The sequence below is a fragment of the Hydrogenophaga sp. L310 genome (genome assembly GCF_055703065.1).
On the sequence record NZ_JBVPZA010000001.1, the window covers coordinates 165,682 to 182,599 of the forward strand.

The following is a 16,918-nucleotide window of genomic DNA, read 5'->3' on the forward strand; positions in this document are numbered from 1 at the left end:
TCGCGGGCTCTGGGCGCCGTGATCATGAGTCGGTGACGGCGCCCAACATTCCCTCCAGCGCCGTGAGCAGGTTGCCCAGCGTGCCGTCTGCCGACCAGAACGCGTGGGTGGTCTCGGTGCGTTCCAGGCTCGCCTCGCGGGCCGCCAGGATGGCGCGCAGGGCAATGCTCATGAACACCAGGCGCTGCTCCAGAACCGCTGCTGGGACGGCCGTGACCAGCTGCCGGATGTGCGCCAGGCAACGCTGGTAGCCCGTGTTCAGACCGCCCTCCAGTACCTCGTTGAGCAGCCCGCGGTTCTGCAGCGCGAGCAGGCTGATGAAGCGCAGGTAGGTGTCTTCCTCGCCGTTCGCCTCGCCCAGGTTGATCGAGGGGAACACCAGCACTTCCAAGACCTGACGCAGGTGTCTGGGGCCACCCTCGGCCTCCATCTGGTCCAGTGCGGCGTTGCGCCGGTCGTCGATCAACTGGGCGGTGTCAACGATCAGCTCCCGCACGAGGGCGTCCTTGGTCCGGAAGTAGTAGTGCAACGAACCGGAGTTCTTTTGCTCGCTCGCGGCCACGATTTCCCGCACGGTCACGCTGTCGATGCCGCGCTGGGCAAACAGCCGTCTGGCTGAGAGTTTGATGTGCTCACGGGTGTCGTTTCCGCTCATGGAGGGCTTCTTTTTTCAGGGGTTGCACAATTTAGGTCACTTGCTTTAACATGATGACCTAAATGCCCGAGGGCAGGCATTCATCCTACTGGACACCATGCAAGACATCATGAAAGAACTCGATTTCGACCAGCGCCGCGTGCTGGTGGTGGGGGGCTCCAGCGGCATCGGCAACGGCATCGCCCAGGCCTTTCGGGCGCGCGGTGCCGACGTGCACGTGTGGGGCACGCGGGCCAGCGCGGCGGACTACGCCGCAGAAAAGGGTTCCGACCTGGAGGGGCTGCACTACGCCCAGTGCGATGTGGCCAACAGCGATGACGTCGCCGCCCTGCGGCCCGGTTTTGATGAGCTGGACGTGCTGGTGCTGTGCCAGGGCATTGTTCGGTACGGGCGTGACGAGTACGAGCCCGAAGGCTTCCGCAATGTGGTGGATGTCAATCTCAACAGCCTGATGGATTGCGCACACAAGTTCCACGGCATGCTCAAGCAGCGCCGGGGGGCGCTGATCATCATCAGCTCGCTGGCGGGCTTTGCGGCCCGTATTGGCAACCCGGCCTACGCGGCGTCCAAAGCGGGCGCCATCTCGCTCACCAAATCCCTGGGCGAGGCATGGGCCCGGGATGGCATCCGTGTCAACGGCGTGGCCCCAGGCCTGGTGCCGTCCAAGCTCACCGGCGTCACCTTTGACGACCCCGAGCGGGCCGCCAAGGTGCTGCGTGGCATTCCGGCCGGCCGCTTTGGCACGCCACAGGACATCGCTGGCCCGGTGCTCTTCCTGGCCTCGCCCCTCGCGTCGTACGTCGTGGGGCAAACCATCCTGGCGGATGGCGGCAAGGGCCTGTCCTGACGGGCTTGGACGCCACTCACTCCCACTTCACGAACTTTAAAGACGAGGCATCACCATGGGCTGGGATTTTGAGACCGAACCTGCTTTTCAGGCCAAACTGGACTGGATCACCACCTTCGTGCGCGAGGAGGTGGATCCGCTGGAATTCGTGCTGGGCAACCACTACGACGTCAAGCATCCCGACAACGTGCGCTTGATCCGGCCGCTGCAGCAGCGGGTCAAGGCCCAGGGTTTGTGGGCCTGTCACCTGGGCAAGGAACTGGGCGGGCAGGGCTACGGCCAGGTACAGTTGGCGCTGATGAACGAGATTCTGGGCGCCGCCCGGTTCGGCCCCATCGTGTTTGGCTGCCAGGCGCCCGACACCGGCAACGCCGAGATCCTGGCCCACTTTGGAACGCCCGATCAGAAGGTCCGCTACCTGCAGCCTTTGCTGGACAACCACATCGTGTCCTGCTTCTCCATGACCGAGCCGCAAGGCGGCGCCGACCCGCTGGAGATCCGCACCCGTGCGGTGCTGGAGGGCGATCATTGGGTGATCGAGGGCGAAAAATGGTTCGCGTCCAACGCCAGCCTGGCGGAGTTCTTCATCGTGATGGCGCAGAGCGAGCCCGATTCGGCGCCGCACCAGCGCATCTCGGCGTTCATCGTGCCCGCAGAAACCCCCGGCATCGAGATCGTGCGCGACTGCGGCTACGGCACCGGGACCAAGACCCACGCGTACGTGCGTTTTCATCAGGTCCGTGTGCCGGCCGACCACATCCTGGGCCAGCGGGGCCAGGGTTTTCTGGTGGCGCAAACCCGGCTCGGCGGCGGCCGCATCCACCATGCCATGCGCACCATCGCCAAGGCCAAAAAAGCGCTGGACTACATGCTGCGGCGGGCCGTCTCCCGCAGCACCAAAGGCTCGCTGCTGTCACAGAAACAGATGGTGCAGGAGCGCATCGCGGACTCGTGGATCCAGCTCGAACAGTTCCGGTTGCTGGTCATGCGCACGGCTTGGCTGATCGACAAGCACCAGGACTACCGAATGGTCCGCAAGGACATCGCGGCGGTGAAAGCCGCCATGCCCAAGGTGCTGCACGACATCGCCAGCCACGCGCTGCAGGTGCACGGTTCGCTGGGCTTGTCCGATGAAATGCCGTTCATGCACTGGGTCACTGAGTCGTACTTTCTGGGGCTGGCGGATGGGCCGACCGAGGTGCACAAGGTGACGGTGGCCCAACAACTCACGCGGCAGGTCGTGGCCGATGACAGCCCCTTTCCCGACTACCACCTGCCTCAGCGCGCGCAGGCCGCCAAGGAACGCTACGCCGCGATCCTGGAGGAAGACCTTCCATGAGCGATGCACAAGAGAGGCTCGCGACCATCGACTTTGTGCGCCTGGGTCGTTGGCTCCAGGCGCAGGGTCTGGCCGATGGCACGGTCGAGGCGCCCACCCTGCTGGCGGGCGGCACGCAGAACCTGATCGTGCGTTTCCGCTGCGGTGGTCGGGCGTTCGTCTTGCGCAAGGCGGCGGGCACGGCCTACGCCAACGGCAGCGAAACCATGCGCCGTGAAGCTAGGATTTTGGCGGCGCTGGCCGGCACCGATGTGCCCCACGCCCGCCTCATCGCGGCCTGCGATGACGATGCGGTGCTGGGCGGCGCGTTCTACCTCATGGAGCCGGTGGAGGGCTTCAACGTGGGCGTGGGCATGCCCGAACCCCACGCCAGCCAGCCCGCGATGCGGCGCGCCATGGGATTCGCGTTGATCGACGGCTTGGCCGCGCTGCGGCGTGTGGACCCCGTGAGCGCGGGTCTGGCCGACCTGGGCCACCTCGACGGTTTTCTGGAGCGCCAGGTCAGCCGCTGGCGCCACCAGCTGGAGAGCTATGCGCGCTACACCGGCTGGCCGGGCCCGGGCGGGTTGCCGCAGGTGGAGGCGGTCGGGCGCTGGCTGGAGCAACACATGCCGAAAAGCTTCACGCCCGGCATCCTGCACGGCGATTACCACATCAAGAACGTGCTGTTCCTTCCAGACGGCCCGGCGCTGGCCGCCATCGTCGATTGGGAGTTGAGCACGGTGGGCGACCCGATGATCGACCTCGGGTGGCTGATGGCCACCTGGCGAGGGCAGGGCGCGGACGACCCCGGGTCGCCCATCGTCATCGAACCCTGGTCGGGGTTCCCCACGGCGGCCGAGCTGGTGGACTGCTACGCCGAGCGCACCGGTGCCGACGTATCCCAGGCGCGTTGGTACGGCGTGCTGGCCTGCTACAAGCTCGGCCTGCTGCTGGAAGGCACCTTTGCGAGGGCCTGTGCCGGCCAGGCGGAGCAGGCGCTGGGTGAGCGCTTTCACCACAATGCCGTCAATCTGCTGCAACGTGCGGCGAGGTGGACCGAATGAGCACATCCATTGACCACACACCGGGCTGGGCGCCCGGGCATCGCGACACCCCGGTCGCGGCCCTGGCGCGCGCCGTGGCCGCGCACCCGCACAAAGTGCTGTTCGATTTCAGCGGAGAAACCACCACCTACGCCGCATTCGATGCACTCAGCAACCGCATGGCCCACGCGCTGCAGACCTTGGGAGTGAAGGCCGGCGCCACCGTCACCTCCTTGCTGGACAATCACCTCGACGCGGTGGTGCTGTGGATCGCGCTCAACAAGCTGTCGGCCGTGAGCGTGCCGCTGAACACCGCCCTCAAAGGCGAGTTCCTGCGGCACCAGGTGGTGGACTCGGGGGCCGAGATCGTGGTGTGTGATGCGGCCTACGCGCCGCGCCTGTTCGAGGTTGCCGAGCTGCTCGGCAACGTCAAGCGCGTGCTGGTTCGTGGACCGCTCGACAGCCGCCCGGCGGTGGGCTTCGCCATCGACAACCTGGACGACCACCGGGGGCACGACGCCACACCCATGGTCGAGCTGCCCGACCCGGCAGCGCTCAACGCCCTGATCTACACGTCCGGCACCACCGGCCCGTCCAAGGGCTGCATGATCAGCGGCAACCAGATGTGCCACGTGGCCCGCCTGCTCTTGCGGGCCGCCCCGTTCGGGCCGGACGATGTGCTCTGGACCCCGCTGCCGCTGTACCACATGAACGCGATCGCGACCGGTGTGGTGTCTACCCTGCTGGTGGGCGCGACGATCTCCATCGCGCCCCGGTTTTCGGTCAGTGGCTTCTGGCCTGCCGTGGAGGCCTCGGGCGCCACCGTGGTGTCCATCCTGGGTGCGCTCGGCACGCTGCTCGCGCAGGCCCCGGACAACGCCACCATGCAGCGTTGCTTCGGCCAGATCCACACGGTCAAGGGCAATCCGTTCCCGGAGGAAATCAAGGCCCTCTGGCGCACGCGTTTTGGTGCGCGCCACATCGGGTCCAACGCCTACGGCCTGACGGAGGCCCTGATCACCTCGGTGCCCGCGGGTGAGCCGGTGCCGCCGGGTTCTTCAGGGCGCTGCGCTCCCGAGTTCGATGTGCGCATCTTTGACGACCAGGACCACCCGCTGCCGCCGGGCCAGGCCGGCGAGGTCGTGTGCCGTCCCCTGCATCCCGACATCATGTTCAAGGGCTACTGGCGCCGGGCCGAAGACACGCAGAAGGTGATGGGGAACATGTGGTTCCACACGGGCGACATCGGCAAGTTCGACGAGCAGGGCTTTTTCTACTTTGTGGACCGCAAGAAGGACTACCTGCGCCGGCGCGGGGAAAACATCTCAAGCTTCGAAATGGAGTCGGCGATCTTGCTGCACCCCGATGTTGAGCAGGTCGCGGTGCACGCCGTGCAATCGAACCTGGGCGAGGACGATCTCAAGGTGACCGCCCTGCTGGTGGAGCACGCCCAACTCACCGAGGAAGCCTTGTGCCGCTGGCTGGTGGATCGCGTGCCCTACTACGCTGTGCCCCGCTACATCGAGTTCCGGGAGGGGCTGCCGGTCAACCCGCAAGGGCGGGTGCTGAAGTACCAGTTGCGCGACGAAGGCGTGACCCCCGCCACCTGGGACATCGAAAAGTCCCCCATCAAAGTGAAGCGCTGACGGTCACGGTCAGGCTCACGTTCAAGGAAAACCCACATGTCTGCTTCTGAATTGACCGGTCGCCGCATCCTCATCACCGGCGGGGCCAGTGGCATGGGCGAAGGCCTGGTGCGTTCGCTCACGGCCATGGGCGCGCTGGTGGTGTCCATGGACCTGAACCGCACCAGCGGCGAAGCCATCGCCACGGCCGCGGGCGCCCACGGTTTCATCGAGGTCGATGTGGCCGATGAGGCCTCCGTGGCGCAAGCGGTGGACGCTGCCTGCGCCCGCCTGGGTGGCCTGGATGTGCTGATCCATGCCGCCGGCATCGCGCCGTCCTCGCCGGCGCAAGACACCAGCCTGGCGCTGTGGGACAAGGTCTTCGCGGTCAACGCCACCGGCACCTTCCTGATGAACCGGGCCGTGTTCCCCCACCTGCGGGAACACGGCGGCAGCATCATCAACTTCGCGTCCGCGGCCGGGGCGCTGGGCTTGCCCAACAAATCGGCGTATTCGGCCGCCAAAGGGGCCGTGCTGGCTTGGACCCGCACCGTGGCGCAGGAGTGGGCGCCCTACAACATCCGCGTGAACGCGATCGCCCCGGCCATCTGGACGCCGATGTACGACAAGACCCGCGCCGAAATGAGCCCGGAGCAACTGACCGCGCACGACGCCATGATGGCCAAGGTGATTCCGTTGGGCGGCCGGCTGGGCGACATGGAGCGCGACCTGGTGCCCGTGCTGGCCTTTCTGGCTTCTCCGGGCGCGCGCTTCATGACGGGCCAGACATTCGCCGTGGACGGTGGCACCCTGATGGTTCGCTGATCGGGAGCTGGCGCATCAGCGCCAGCCGCCGCTGCGGGTTGCGGGCAGTTGATCAAAGTGCGGGGGGCGCACCACCACGCTGGCACCGCCGTGCAGGCGCGGCTGCACGGCGCCCAGGAAGTTGTACGGGAACAGCGCCGGCAGAGCGCCCACCTGGTCCAGCCGGTCGCGCAGTTCGGGCGGCAATTCAAAGTCCAGGGCGCACAGGCCGTCTTCCAGCTGTTCCAGCCGGGTGGCGCCCAGAATCACCGAGCTGAGGGCAGGGCGACCCGACAGCCAGTTGATGGCCACCCTTGCCATGGGCTGCCCCAAGGCCTGGGCGACAGACTCCAGCGCTGCCACGATCTCCCAGTTGCGCGGCGTCAGTTTATTCAGCGCGGGCGTCGAAACCGCCGCGGTGGTCTTGATGCGGCCAGCCTGCTGGGCCTGCGCATCGACGTTGGGCCGGTACTTGCCAGACAACAGGCCACCGCCCAGGGGGCTCCAGGCCACGAGCCCGAGACCCAGCTCCTGGCACATGGCCGGAAACTCGTATTCGATGCCGCGCTGCACCAGCGAATACTCCAGCTGCACGGCGCAAGGCCCTTCGAGGCCGTGACATTGCGCCAGGGTGGTGATGCGGGCGGCGTACCAGGCGGGCACGTCAGAGAGCGCCCAGTGGCGGATTTTCCCGGCCCGCACCAGCTGGTCCATGCTGCGCAGCACCTCTTCTGCTGGCGTGATGCCATCCCAAGCGTGCAGGTAGTAGAGATCCACATAGTCCGTTTTCAGCCGCATCAGCGAGGCGTCGATGGAGCGCATCAGGTTCTTGCGGCCGTTGCCCGCGGCGTTCGGGTTGCCCTGCGGGTTCTGGTGGTTGAAGCTGTATTTGGTGGCCAGGACCACGCGATCACGCGTGCCCGTTTCCGCCATGAATTCGCCCAGCCAGGTCTCGGCGGTGCCCTGGGTGTAGATGTCGGCCGAGTCGATGAAATTGCCACCCGAGGCCAGGTAGGCATCGAACATCGAACGCGCGGTCTCCCGGTCGCAACCCCAGCCGTTTTCGGTGCCAAACGTCATGGTGCCCAGCGCAAGGCGCGAGACGCGCAAGCCGGTGCGGCCCAGCAGGTGGTAGGTGGTGGGTGTCATCGGATGCACCTGATCTTTCTTTGTATTAATACAGATTGACAAAAAGTGTTCAAACATTAGACTGTTTGGGCCCTGCTGCTGTCAAGTGCGGGTGGCCGTTCGAGGACCCTTTCCTCGTCACTTTCCCCGTTTCAAACCATGCTGATCGACGCCCACGCCCACCTGCTCACCCCCGGAATGCTCAACCGCCATGCGTTCTGGGGACCGTTCATGAAGATGCAGGGCTTCACCGTCGGAGACTTTTCGCTCGGTACAAAACAGAAATCCAAGGCGGCCAGTGACGAGGAAGCGGAAGCGAGCCTGTTGGCGAAGATGACGCACGCCTCGCGCCGCGAGTTGATGGCGCAGCGGGGCGTGGACCAGATCGTGGTGTCCACCCCGTCGCATGCCTTCATGTACTGGGCGGACGACTTCGGCAGTGAGTACGCGCGCATCTGCAACGACGAGATGTCGGCCTACTGCGCCCAGGACCCGGCGCACTTTGCCTTCTGGGCCCACGCCAACCTGGCCGAGCCCGCTGAGGCCGCGCGCGAGATCGAGCGCGCCGTGACACAACTCGGGGCCAAAGGGGTGTGTGTGGGCGGCGCCAATTTCAAGGGCTTGCAGGCCTACAGCGAGGAACTGTTCCCGGTCTGGGAAGCCGTCACCCGGCTGGACGTTCCGCTGATGGTGCATGGCTACAACCAGTCGGTGTGGTGGGGCGACAAGCACGCGGAAGACCGCTTTGAAACCACCTCCATCGTGGGCGACTGCGTCGACGAAACCCTGTTCTTCTGGTACCTGATCTGTGGCGGTGCGCTGGACGTGTTTCCCACGCTCAAGACCTACATCAACCACGGCGGGGGTATGTCGGTGTTCCAGCTCGGGCGCCTGGCCGAACTGAACAAATCGATGGCGCCGGACGCCCGCAACCAACGCCCGCTCATGGACTACCTGTCCAGTTTCTGGTTCGACCTGGACCTGCACCACCCGGCCCTGCGCCGCGCGGTGGTGGACGTGGTGGGCGCTGACCAGGTGCTCTACGGCACCAACTTTGGCGGTGCCTACGACAACGGTGACCTGACCGCCGGGCTCGGCCTGTCGGACGCCGACGTGGCCAAGATCCGCAGCGGGAACGCGCGCCGTCTGCTGAAGCTCGACGCCCCCGTCGCGGTGTGATCGTGACGGGTTTGGTTCACAGCCGGCGCCAAGTCTGGCTGCTGGAGTTTGTCCCCCTGTTTTGTTCGTGGGTGGGGCTGAAGCTGTTGCGGGTACCGCTTCACCAGCCTTGGCGGCACTGGGGCGAGTTGCTGCTCCATGCTGGCGATCGGTATCGCCTTGTGGCCGACTAGAACAGAATCGGTTTGATTGCTCAAACAGCTGTCAAAGACCCTAAAAGATTGAGGTAGATCAACTCGGCGCGCGTTTCGATTCCGGGTAAACCCTTGTCAGTTATACACAAAAGCTAAAAGTGTCTTAAATTAGTTTCCATGCCTGCAATGGTGCTGGCTCCAAGGAGACTGATATGTTGACGCGTAGCAACCCGGTGTTGGCCGATGGAACCAAGATCTCGGACCTCATCAACCTGGACACCCGCGAGGTGAAGATGCGGGTTTTGTCCGATGTCGAGCTGTACCAGCTCGAGATGGAAAAAATCTTTGCCAAGACGTGGGTCTTTCTGGCTCACGAGACGGAAATACCCAATTCGGGTGATTTTGTTCAGCGGGACATGGGATCGGACTCGGTCCTTGTCACCCGCGACCGCGAGGGCCAGGTGCATGTGGTGCTCAACGCCTGTACCCACCGGGGCATGAAGGTGTCCACCCTGGACATGGGCAATGCGCAGGCCCACATGTGCATCTACCACGGCTGGGCTTTCAAGCCCAACGGGGACTTCATCGGCGCACCCGTTGACAAAGAGTGCATGCACGGGAAGATCATGAGCAAGGCCGAGCTCTCATTGACCAAAGCCCGCGTGACGATCTATGGCGGCATGATCTTCGCCACCTGGAACATCGAAGGCCCGTCGTTCGACGAATTCCTGGGCGATGCCAAGTTTTACTACGACACCATGTGGTGCCGCACCACCAACGGCATGGAAGTGCTCGGCCCGCCGCAACGCTTCATCATCAAGGCCAACTGGAAGACGGCGGCCGAGCAGGGGGCTTGCGACGGCTATCACACGCTGACCTTGCACCGCTGGCTGGGGGAGATCGGCCCTTACGCGAAGAAGCCCGGTGCCGAGGGCGGCGGTGCCGACCTGACCCCGGAGATGTACGGTGTCGAAGTCTGGACCGACCACGGCCACACCATGCGCTGCATCGATCTGGACCGCAAGGTGCGTCGCATCACCGGCCAGGACCCGTCCGAGCTGACACCCGAGCAGAAGCTGGCCGTGCTGCCGCCCCCGGGTTTGACACCGGAGATGATTCCCGACGTGGTGAGCCGCCTTTCCCCCGACCAGGTCCGGGTGATGAGCTCCAACCCGCCGCAGGTGGGCAACTTTTTCCCCAACGGCCTGTTCGAGTTCATCTACCTGCCCACGGCCGACGGCAAAGTGACCGGCGCGATGGCGCTGCATACCTATGTGCCCCTGGGGCCGGACAAGTTCATGTTCATGAACTGGATCCTCGCGGAGAAGGACACACCGCCCGAACAGAAGGCCGCGATGCTGCGCATCTCCTGCCAGTTGCTGGGCACCTCCGGCATGGTCGAGCAGGACGATTCCGACACCTGGCCGCACCAGACCATCGTGTCCAAGGGCGCGATGAGCAGGCACATCACGCTGAAGTACCAGGCTAAATACGAGACCGGCAAGCCCGATGGTTGGCCCGGTCCCGGCCATGTGGGCAGCGGCTTCACCAAGGACGACACCAACTGGAGCTTCTGGCAGTACTGGCACGAACTGATGACTCAGGCGTCTTGAGTTGCCCATGCCAGCCCCCCATCACCAGGAGATCACCATGCTTGCCCATTTGCTCGAACCCACACCCCTGCCACCCACCGTGCGCAGCAACCGCGTGCCCGTCGGCAGCCCGCTGTACAACGAATGCGTCGAGTTCCTCATTGACGAAGCCGAAATGCTCGATGAGCTTCGCTTTGCCGAATGGAGCCAGCTTCTGGCGCAGGACATTGAATACAACGTCCCGCAGCGCTTGACACGGCCCGTGCGCATGCAGGACGGCACCTTCATCCGCACCGTCCAGCACATGCACGACAACCACGCGTCGTTGACGCTGCGCGTGCGCCGCATCACTGAAACCCGCAGCGCGTGGTGCGAAGACCCGCCGTCGCGCACACGCCGCCTGGTCAGCAATGTGCGGGTCTACAGAACCGAGAAGCCGAACGAGTTCAAGGTGCAGAGCTACATGCTGCTCACGCGGAACCGGTTCGACTTCGACTACTTCGACCTCATCCCCTGTGACCGCCACGACGTGTTGCGCAAAGACGGAGACAGCCTGCGGCTGGCGCGGCGCGAGGTCCTGATCGACCAGTCCGTGCTCGGAACGCCCAACCTGGGCATCTTCCTTTGATCTGTCCACCCACCCTCTGCTGATCAGGATCAACAATGACCACCACCTACCGTTCCGAAAAGCTCGAACAAGCGTTCGCGGCACTGTCGGCCAACTACCGGGGAACCGACATCGACCTGTACGCGGCGTGCCGCGACAGGCGCGCAAAGACGCCGGTCGCGACCGGCGACTTCATGAACAGCATCGGCGTGCCCACCCATGCGGGCGCCAACCACGGCCACCCGACCTTTACCCTGTTCAAGTACAACGACGTCAAGACCGTGCTGCAGGATTCCGCCACCTTCAACAGCCGCTTCATGGCCAAGGGCTTCGGCAGCTTTTTCAGTGCCGACGGGCTGGTCATCACCGCCATGGACGGTGAAGCGCACCGCAAGGCCCGAGGGCTTCTGCAGCCGGTGTTTGCGCCCGACGCGGTGCTGCCGTGGCGCACCGCCATCGAGCACCAGATTCGCGACGAATTCATCCTGCCGCTGGTGTCGGACAAGCGCGCCGACCTGATGGACTTTGCGCTGTACTTCCCGATCCGGGTCATCTACGGGTTGATCGGTTTTCCAGACGAAGAGCTGGGCAACTTTTACGAGTACGCCGCGATGGGTCTGACCGTATTGGCCGGCCCCAAGCTCGACCCGACCGAAGAGGCGGCATCCCGCGAACGCGCGATGAAGGCCACCAACACCTTGTACGAGGCCGTGATGGCGCTGGTCAAACGCCGCCGCGCCGAAGGTGCGCCCGGTGACGACCTGGTTTGCCGTCTGTTGCGCGCCGAGTTCGAGGGCCGCAAGCTCGACGACCACGAGATCACGACCTTCGCTCGCTCGATGGTGGCCGCCGGCGGCGAAACCACCACCCGCACCTTCAGTTCGATCATGACGCTGCTGTTGCAGCGCCCAGCGTTGGTCGAGCGGGTTCGCGGCGATCGCAGCCTGGTGGCCAAACTGATCGACGAGAGCGTGCGTTTCGAACCTGTGTCCACGGTCAAGGTGCGCCAGGCTGTTCGCGATGTCGAGATCCGGGGCGTGATGATTCCGCAGGATGCGATGGTGCAGTGCGTGGTTGCTTCCGCCAACCGCGACGAAGAGGTTTTCGAAAACTGCGACACCTTTGACATCGACCGCCGCCAAAAGCCGTCCTTTACCTTCGGCTTCGGCCCGCACATGTGCATCGGCCAGTACCTGGCGAAGATGGAACTGTCCATCGCCATCAATGCGGTGCTCGACCTGTTCCCCAACATCCGGCTCGACCCGGACCGCCCCGCGCCCGTGATCGCCGGCAGCATGTTGCGCGGCGCTTCCTCTGTTCCCGTGATCTGGGACTGAAGACCCTGGCACGGCAGGCCCCCCAACTGCCGCGCCACAAACCCCTGATCGACCCATCGGCCATCACCACCCCACCCCTTTGCACATTCCTTTGATCTGGAGAACCTCATGAAACTCGACGACCTCATTCTTGTCAGCGTGGACGACCACGCCATCGAACCGCGCGGTGCGTTTGACCGCCACATGCCGGTCAAATTCAAGGGCCGCGAGCCCAAGGTGGTGCAAAGCAAGGGCCGTGATGTCTGGGTCTTTGAAGGCCGCGCCACGGGCTACATGGGCCTGAACTCGGTGGTGGGGCGACCCAAGGACGAATACGGCATGGAGCCTTTGGGCTACGAACACATGCGCCGCGGCACCTGGGACATCAAAGCCCGTGTCGACGACATGAACGCCAACGGCGTTCTCGGGTCGATCTGCTTTCCGACCTTTCCCGGTTTCGCGGGTCAACGCTTCCAGCAGTACAAGGACGCGCGGGAGGTCTCGTTTGCCGCCATCCAGGCCTACAACGACTGGCACCTGCACGATTGGTGCAACGCTGCTCCGGGTCGGTTCATTCCACTGAGTCTGATTCCTTGGTGGGACGGTGAGCTGGCGGCTCAGGAAATCCGTCGCATGGCCAAACTCGGCGTTCACGCGATTTCGCTCTCAGACAACCCGGCGCTGCACGGATTCCCTTCGATCCACTCTGACCACTGGGACCCGGTCTGGAAGGCTTGTGCGGACAACGACGTCGTGATCTGCTGCCACATCGGTACCGGCGTCAAGGCCGAGCATGCCTCGGACCTCACACCGATCGATGCCTGGATCACCTCGATGCCGATCTCGATCGCCAATTCGGCCGCCGACTGGATCTGGGCGCCGATGTGGAAGAAGTACCCCAACCTGCGCATGGCCTTGTCCGAAGGCAGCATCGGGTGGATCCCCTACTTGCTGGAGCGCGCCGACTTCACTTACCGGCACCATCACGAGTGGACCAACACCGACTTCGGCGGCGGCAAGCCCAGTGATGTCTTCAGAAAACACATCATCACCTGCTTCATCGAAGACGAATTTGGTCTTCGCAATCTGGCCGACATCGGTGAAGACAAAGTGACCTGGGAGTGCGACTATCCGCATTCCGATTGCACCTGGCCGGGTTCGCCGGAGATCTTCCATGCCCAGACCCAGCACCTGACGGATGTGCAGATCGACAAGATCGGCCACCTCAATGCCATGCGGGAGTTCTCTTATGACCCGTTCTCGATTCTGGGCCGCGAGAACTGCACGGTGGGCGCGCTGCGGGCGCAGGCCCAGCATGTGAGCGTGGAGCCCATGCTGGGCATGGGCGGGGCCAAGCCGGTGCGTGTGGCCGGCAAGCCCGTGACGTCGGGCGACATCAACAAGATGTTTGCCGACGCCGATGCCGAAACCGCGCTGTGACCCCAGGAGCAACCGATGAACCCATGCAACGACCGGCCCCGACAGGGCAACCCCCGGCACCTCGACGCTGTCGGTCCGAACCTTGATCCTCAGGCGGTTGCGTGATGCGGGCCGCCGTCATCACCGAGCGCGGCCTGGGGCCGGTCCTTCAGGTCTTTTCTGTGCCGCAAGCGTGCGAGGGTGCAACCTTGGTCAACGTGGAAACCGCCGGACTGGGGGGCTGGGACGTTCTGGGGGCCTACCGCCTGGGCGTGCAATTCCCGTGCGTCATACGTGGTGAGGGGGTCGGCCGTGCGCCGGATGGGCGCCGGGTCTATTTTGGGGAACGCTCGGTGGCGCCTTTCGGGGCCTGGGCCGAACAAACCCTGGTGCCGACCGAAGAGGTGTGGAACGTGCCCGACGATGTGGACGATGTGCTCGCCATCACCATGGGCATCGCGGGCACGGGTGCGCTGCTGCCGCTGGAGCAGGCCGGCATCAAGCCCGGCGAAAGCGTGTTGATCCTGGGTGCCACCGGCACATTGGGGCAGATCGCCCTTCAGCTCGCGCGCATTCTGGGGGCCGGCCGGGTGGTGGGGGCGGCCCGCAACGCGGCGGCCCTGGAGCGCCTGCGCGCGCGCGGCCTGGCCGATGCGGTGGTGGCGCTGGGCAGCGACGACGATGCCGCGGCCCTCAAGGCCGTGGCGGGCGAGGGATTCGACGTGGTGCTCGATGGTGTCTGTGGTCCACCCCTGCTCGCCGCACTGAAGGCCACACGCTGGGGGGCACGCATCCTCACCATCGGCACCGGCGCCGGACGCGAAATCAACCTCAACATCGCCGATCTGCTGTTCCGAACGCTCAGCTGTGTGGGGACTGGTCAACGTTCACCGAGCGATCGTGAGGCCACCTGGCGCAGGCTCTTGAAGCTGGCGCGTGAGCACCAGATTGCCTTCGATCATGTCGGTTACCGCTTTGACCAGATGCCTGATGCCTGGGCGGCGCAGGTGGCGGGGCCTCACGCCAAGATCACGGCTTCCTTTCAGGGCTGATGCGCATGCTGTGGAGGGGTTGATCCAGCCGCAGGGCAGGGCGGTGAGTGGGGAAAATGATCGGTGTTAACCCTTGGTTTGATCTGCTTTTGTCCAATGCGACGGGCTTTATATGTACACACTTGGCTAAGTTGTTTATATTTCGTCTCCACCGCTGCTTAATCAGATGAAGGAGACCCCCATGCTGAGCCCGACACACCCGACCCTTTCCGATGGGACCAAGGTCGTTGACCTGGTCAATGTGGCCACCCGGGAGGTGCAGATGCGCGCGCTCTCGGACCCCGAGCTCTACGAGATGGAGATGGAGCAGATCTTCGGCAAGATCTGGGTCTTCCTCGGTCACGAATCTGAGATCCCGAACTCCGGTGATTTCATCACCCGTGACATGGGTTCCGACTCGGTGCTGGTCACGCGCGACAAGTCGGGCGAGGTCCATGTGCTGCTCAACCTGTGTTCGCACCGCGGCATGCGGGTGTCCACCCTCGATGCCGGCAACACCCAGATTCACACCTGCATTTACCACGGTTGGGCCTTCCGTCCGAACGGTGCCTTTCTCGGTGCGCCAGTCGAAAAAGAGACCATGCACGGCAAGATGATGAGCAAAGAGGACCTGGGGCTGAAGAAGGCCCGGGTCACCTTGTACGGCGGGCTGATCTTTGCGACCTGGAACATCGACGGCCCCTCGTTCGACGAGTTTCTGGGCGACGCCAAGTGGTACTACGACATCCTCTTCAAACGCTCCGACAAAGGCATGGAAGTGCTGGGCCCGCCGCAGCGCTTCACGGTGCGCGCCAACTGGAAAGCCGCCGGCGAGCAGTCGGCCGCTGATGGCTACCACACGCTGACCTTGCACCGCTGGCTGGCCGAGGTGGGCAACTACTCCAAGAAGGGCGAGGGTGAGGGCGGTGGTGGCGATCTGAGCCCCGAGATGTACGGCGTGGAAGTGAGCTCTCCCCATGGCCATGCGCTGCGCTGCATCGACCTGGGGCGAAAGATCCGTCGCATGACGGGACTGGATCCCGACGTGTTGAGCGTGGATGAAAAGCTCAACGCGCTGCCGCCGGCCGGTATGACCAAGGACATGGTCGAACAACTCAAACGCAACCTTACCCCCGAGCAGCTGAAGGTGCAAACCAGCATGCCCCCGCAAGTGGGGGGGATTTTCCCGAACGTTCTGTTTGGCTTTGTCTACATCCCTCAGGCGGATGGCACGGTGGTCGGTTCGATGACCATGCACGCCTACGTCCCTAAGGGACCGGACAAGCTGGAGTTCGTGAACTGGATCTTTGCCGAGAAGGATGCGCCGCAAGAGTTGCGGGACAAGATGCTCAGGCAGACCATCCAGCTGTTTGGCACGTCGGGCATGGTCGAGCAAGACGACTCCGATACCTGGCCTCACATGACCCTGGCCGCCAAGGGCGCACAGGGCAAGAAGATGACGTTGAAGTACCAGGCGGTCTACGAAACCGGCGCCCCCGAAGGCTGGCCCGGCCCCGGCATCGTCAACGAGGGCTTCACCAAGGACGACACGCAGTGGCACTGGTGGATGTATTGGCGCCAGCTCATGGGCGGCAATGTCTGAACCCTCTTCGAGCCCCCGAGCTCTCGTCGCAATTCGATACCCCCATTTTCGGAGATTCTCATGAGTGAAGCCCAAGGCGCCCTGGTGCCGATTGGATCGCCTGTTTACAACCAGATCCTCCAATTCCTGTACGTCGAAGCGCGACTGCTGGATGAAACCCGCCTCAAGGAATGGGGCGACACGCTGGCACAGGATCTGATCTACACCGCCCCCTTGAGGGAAACCCGGCCGGTGAGTCAGCAGGCGGCGTCGGTGGTGCGCACCATGCAGCACTACCACGACGACTGGCGTTCCGTGATGGGGCGCATTGTCCGCCTCACCGGTACCAAGAGCGCTTGGGCGGAAGACCCGCCCTCGCGCACGCGACGGCTGGTGACCAACGTCCTGGTGGAAGCCACCGCCGACAAGCCCGACGAATACAGCGTGCGCAGCTACCTGCTGGTGACCCGCAGCCGGTTCAACTTCGACGAGTTCGATCTGATCAGCGCCGAGCGCCGGGATGTGTTGCGGGTCGATGGCGAGAGCTTCAAGCTGGCCCGCCGTGAGATCCTGCTGGACCAGGCCGTGCTGGGCACCCCGAACCTGGCCATCTTCCTCTGAGTCTGCCGATCGCC

15 protein-coding genes are annotated in these 16,918 nt (G+C 64.3%); 13 read left to right on the forward strand and 2 right to left on the reverse strand.

Annotated elements, in window-relative coordinates:
- Nucleotides 1-22: 22 nt before the first annotated feature.
- A complete protein-coding gene (locus AC0GNO_RS00850; protein WP_472902598.1) occupies nucleotides 23-655 on the reverse strand; it encodes a TetR/AcrR family transcriptional regulator in 633 nt (210 codons plus the stop codon).
- A gap of 97 nt (nucleotides 656-752) precedes the next feature.
- On the opposite strand from AC0GNO_RS00850, the gene AC0GNO_RS00855 reads away from it, so the two are divergent.
- Genes AC0GNO_RS00855 through AC0GNO_RS00875 form a run of 5 tightly spaced genes read left to right on the forward strand, consistent with a single transcriptional unit; the run spans nucleotide 753 to nucleotide 6,316 of the window.
- Nucleotides 753-1,502 carry an SDR family NAD(P)-dependent oxidoreductase gene (locus tag AC0GNO_RS00855; RefSeq protein ID WP_472902599.1) on the forward strand — a complete coding sequence of 250 codons (750 nt, stop codon included), beginning with the start codon at nucleotides 753-755 and terminating at the stop codon, nucleotides 1,500-1,502.
- A 55-nt stretch (nucleotides 1,503-1,557) separates the two neighbouring features.
- Complete coding sequence (locus tag AC0GNO_RS00860; protein ID WP_472902600.1) at nucleotides 1,558-2,841, forward strand: acyl-CoA dehydrogenase family protein; 1,284 nt, start codon at nucleotides 1,558-1,560, stop codon at nucleotides 2,839-2,841.
- Nucleotides 2,838-3,887 carry a phosphotransferase family protein gene (locus AC0GNO_RS00865; RefSeq protein WP_472902601.1) on the forward strand — a complete coding sequence of 350 codons (1,050 nt, stop codon included), beginning with the start codon at nucleotides 2,838-2,840 and terminating at the stop codon, nucleotides 3,885-3,887. The genes AC0GNO_RS00860 and AC0GNO_RS00865 overlap by 4 nt, the downstream gene beginning before the upstream one ends.
- Nucleotides 3,884-5,512: an AMP-binding protein gene (locus AC0GNO_RS00870; RefSeq protein WP_472902602.1), complete on the forward strand. Its 1,629-nt coding sequence runs from the start codon at nucleotides 3,884-3,886 to the stop codon at nucleotides 5,510-5,512. Before AC0GNO_RS00865 ends, AC0GNO_RS00870 begins: the two co-directional genes overlap by 4 nt.
- 36 nt (nucleotides 5,513-5,548) lie before the next feature.
- Nucleotides 5,549-6,316 (forward strand): SDR family NAD(P)-dependent oxidoreductase, encoded by a 768-nt coding sequence (locus tag AC0GNO_RS00875; RefSeq protein WP_472902603.1) that lies wholly within the window; start codon nucleotides 5,549-5,551, stop codon nucleotides 6,314-6,316.
- Between the two features lie 15 nt (nucleotides 6,317-6,331).
- On the opposite strand, the gene AC0GNO_RS00880 is transcribed toward AC0GNO_RS00875, so the two are convergent.
- Nucleotides 6,332-7,444 (reverse strand): aldo/keto reductase, encoded by a 1,113-nt coding sequence (locus AC0GNO_RS00880; protein ID WP_472902604.1) that lies wholly within the window; start codon nucleotides 7,442-7,444, stop codon nucleotides 6,332-6,334.
- A gap of 138 nt (nucleotides 7,445-7,582) precedes the next feature.
- Between AC0GNO_RS00880 and AC0GNO_RS00885 the strand changes: the two genes are divergently transcribed.
- From AC0GNO_RS00885 to AC0GNO_RS00920, 8 genes are all read left to right on the forward strand, one after another.
- Nucleotides 7,583-8,602: an amidohydrolase family protein gene (locus AC0GNO_RS00885; RefSeq protein ID WP_472902605.1), complete on the forward strand. Its 1,020-nt coding sequence runs from the start codon at nucleotides 7,583-7,585 to the stop codon at nucleotides 8,600-8,602.
- Nucleotides 8,603-8,948: 346 nt separating this feature from the next.
- Nucleotides 8,949-10,349: an aromatic ring-hydroxylating dioxygenase subunit alpha gene (locus AC0GNO_RS00890; RefSeq protein ID WP_472902606.1), complete on the forward strand. Its 1,401-nt coding sequence runs from the start codon at nucleotides 8,949-8,951 to the stop codon at nucleotides 10,347-10,349.
- Between the two features lie 37 nt (nucleotides 10,350-10,386).
- On the forward strand, nucleotides 10,387-10,956 hold the full coding sequence (locus AC0GNO_RS00895) for an aromatic-ring-hydroxylating dioxygenase subunit beta (protein WP_472902607.1): 570 nt from the start codon (nucleotides 10,387-10,389) through the stop codon (nucleotides 10,954-10,956).
- A 35-nt stretch (nucleotides 10,957-10,991) separates the two neighbouring features.
- Complete coding sequence (locus AC0GNO_RS00900; RefSeq protein WP_472902608.1) at nucleotides 10,992-12,272, forward strand: cytochrome P450; 1,281 nt, start codon at nucleotides 10,992-10,994, stop codon at nucleotides 12,270-12,272.
- Nucleotides 12,273-12,380: 108 nt separating this feature from the next.
- A complete protein-coding gene (locus tag AC0GNO_RS00905; protein ID WP_472902609.1) occupies nucleotides 12,381-13,691 on the forward strand; it encodes an amidohydrolase family protein in 1,311 nt (436 codons plus the stop codon).
- Between the two features lie 104 nt (nucleotides 13,692-13,795).
- Nucleotides 13,796-14,722: a quinone oxidoreductase family protein gene (locus AC0GNO_RS00910; protein WP_472902610.1), complete on the forward strand. Its 927-nt coding sequence runs from the start codon at nucleotides 13,796-13,798 to the stop codon at nucleotides 14,720-14,722.
- Nucleotides 14,723-14,903: 181 nt separating this feature from the next.
- Nucleotides 14,904-16,304, forward strand: a complete 1,401-nt coding sequence (locus AC0GNO_RS00915; protein WP_472902611.1) for an aromatic ring-hydroxylating dioxygenase subunit alpha — start codon at nucleotides 14,904-14,906, stop codon at nucleotides 16,302-16,304.
- 60 nt (nucleotides 16,305-16,364) lie between these two features.
- The gene (locus AC0GNO_RS00920; protein WP_472902612.1) at nucleotides 16,365-16,904 is read left to right on the forward strand and encodes a 3-phenylpropionate/cinnamic acid dioxygenase subunit beta; all 540 of its coding nucleotides are present in this window, start codon (nucleotides 16,365-16,367) and stop codon (nucleotides 16,902-16,904) included.
- The last annotated feature ends 14 nt before the right edge of the window (nucleotides 16,905-16,918 follow it).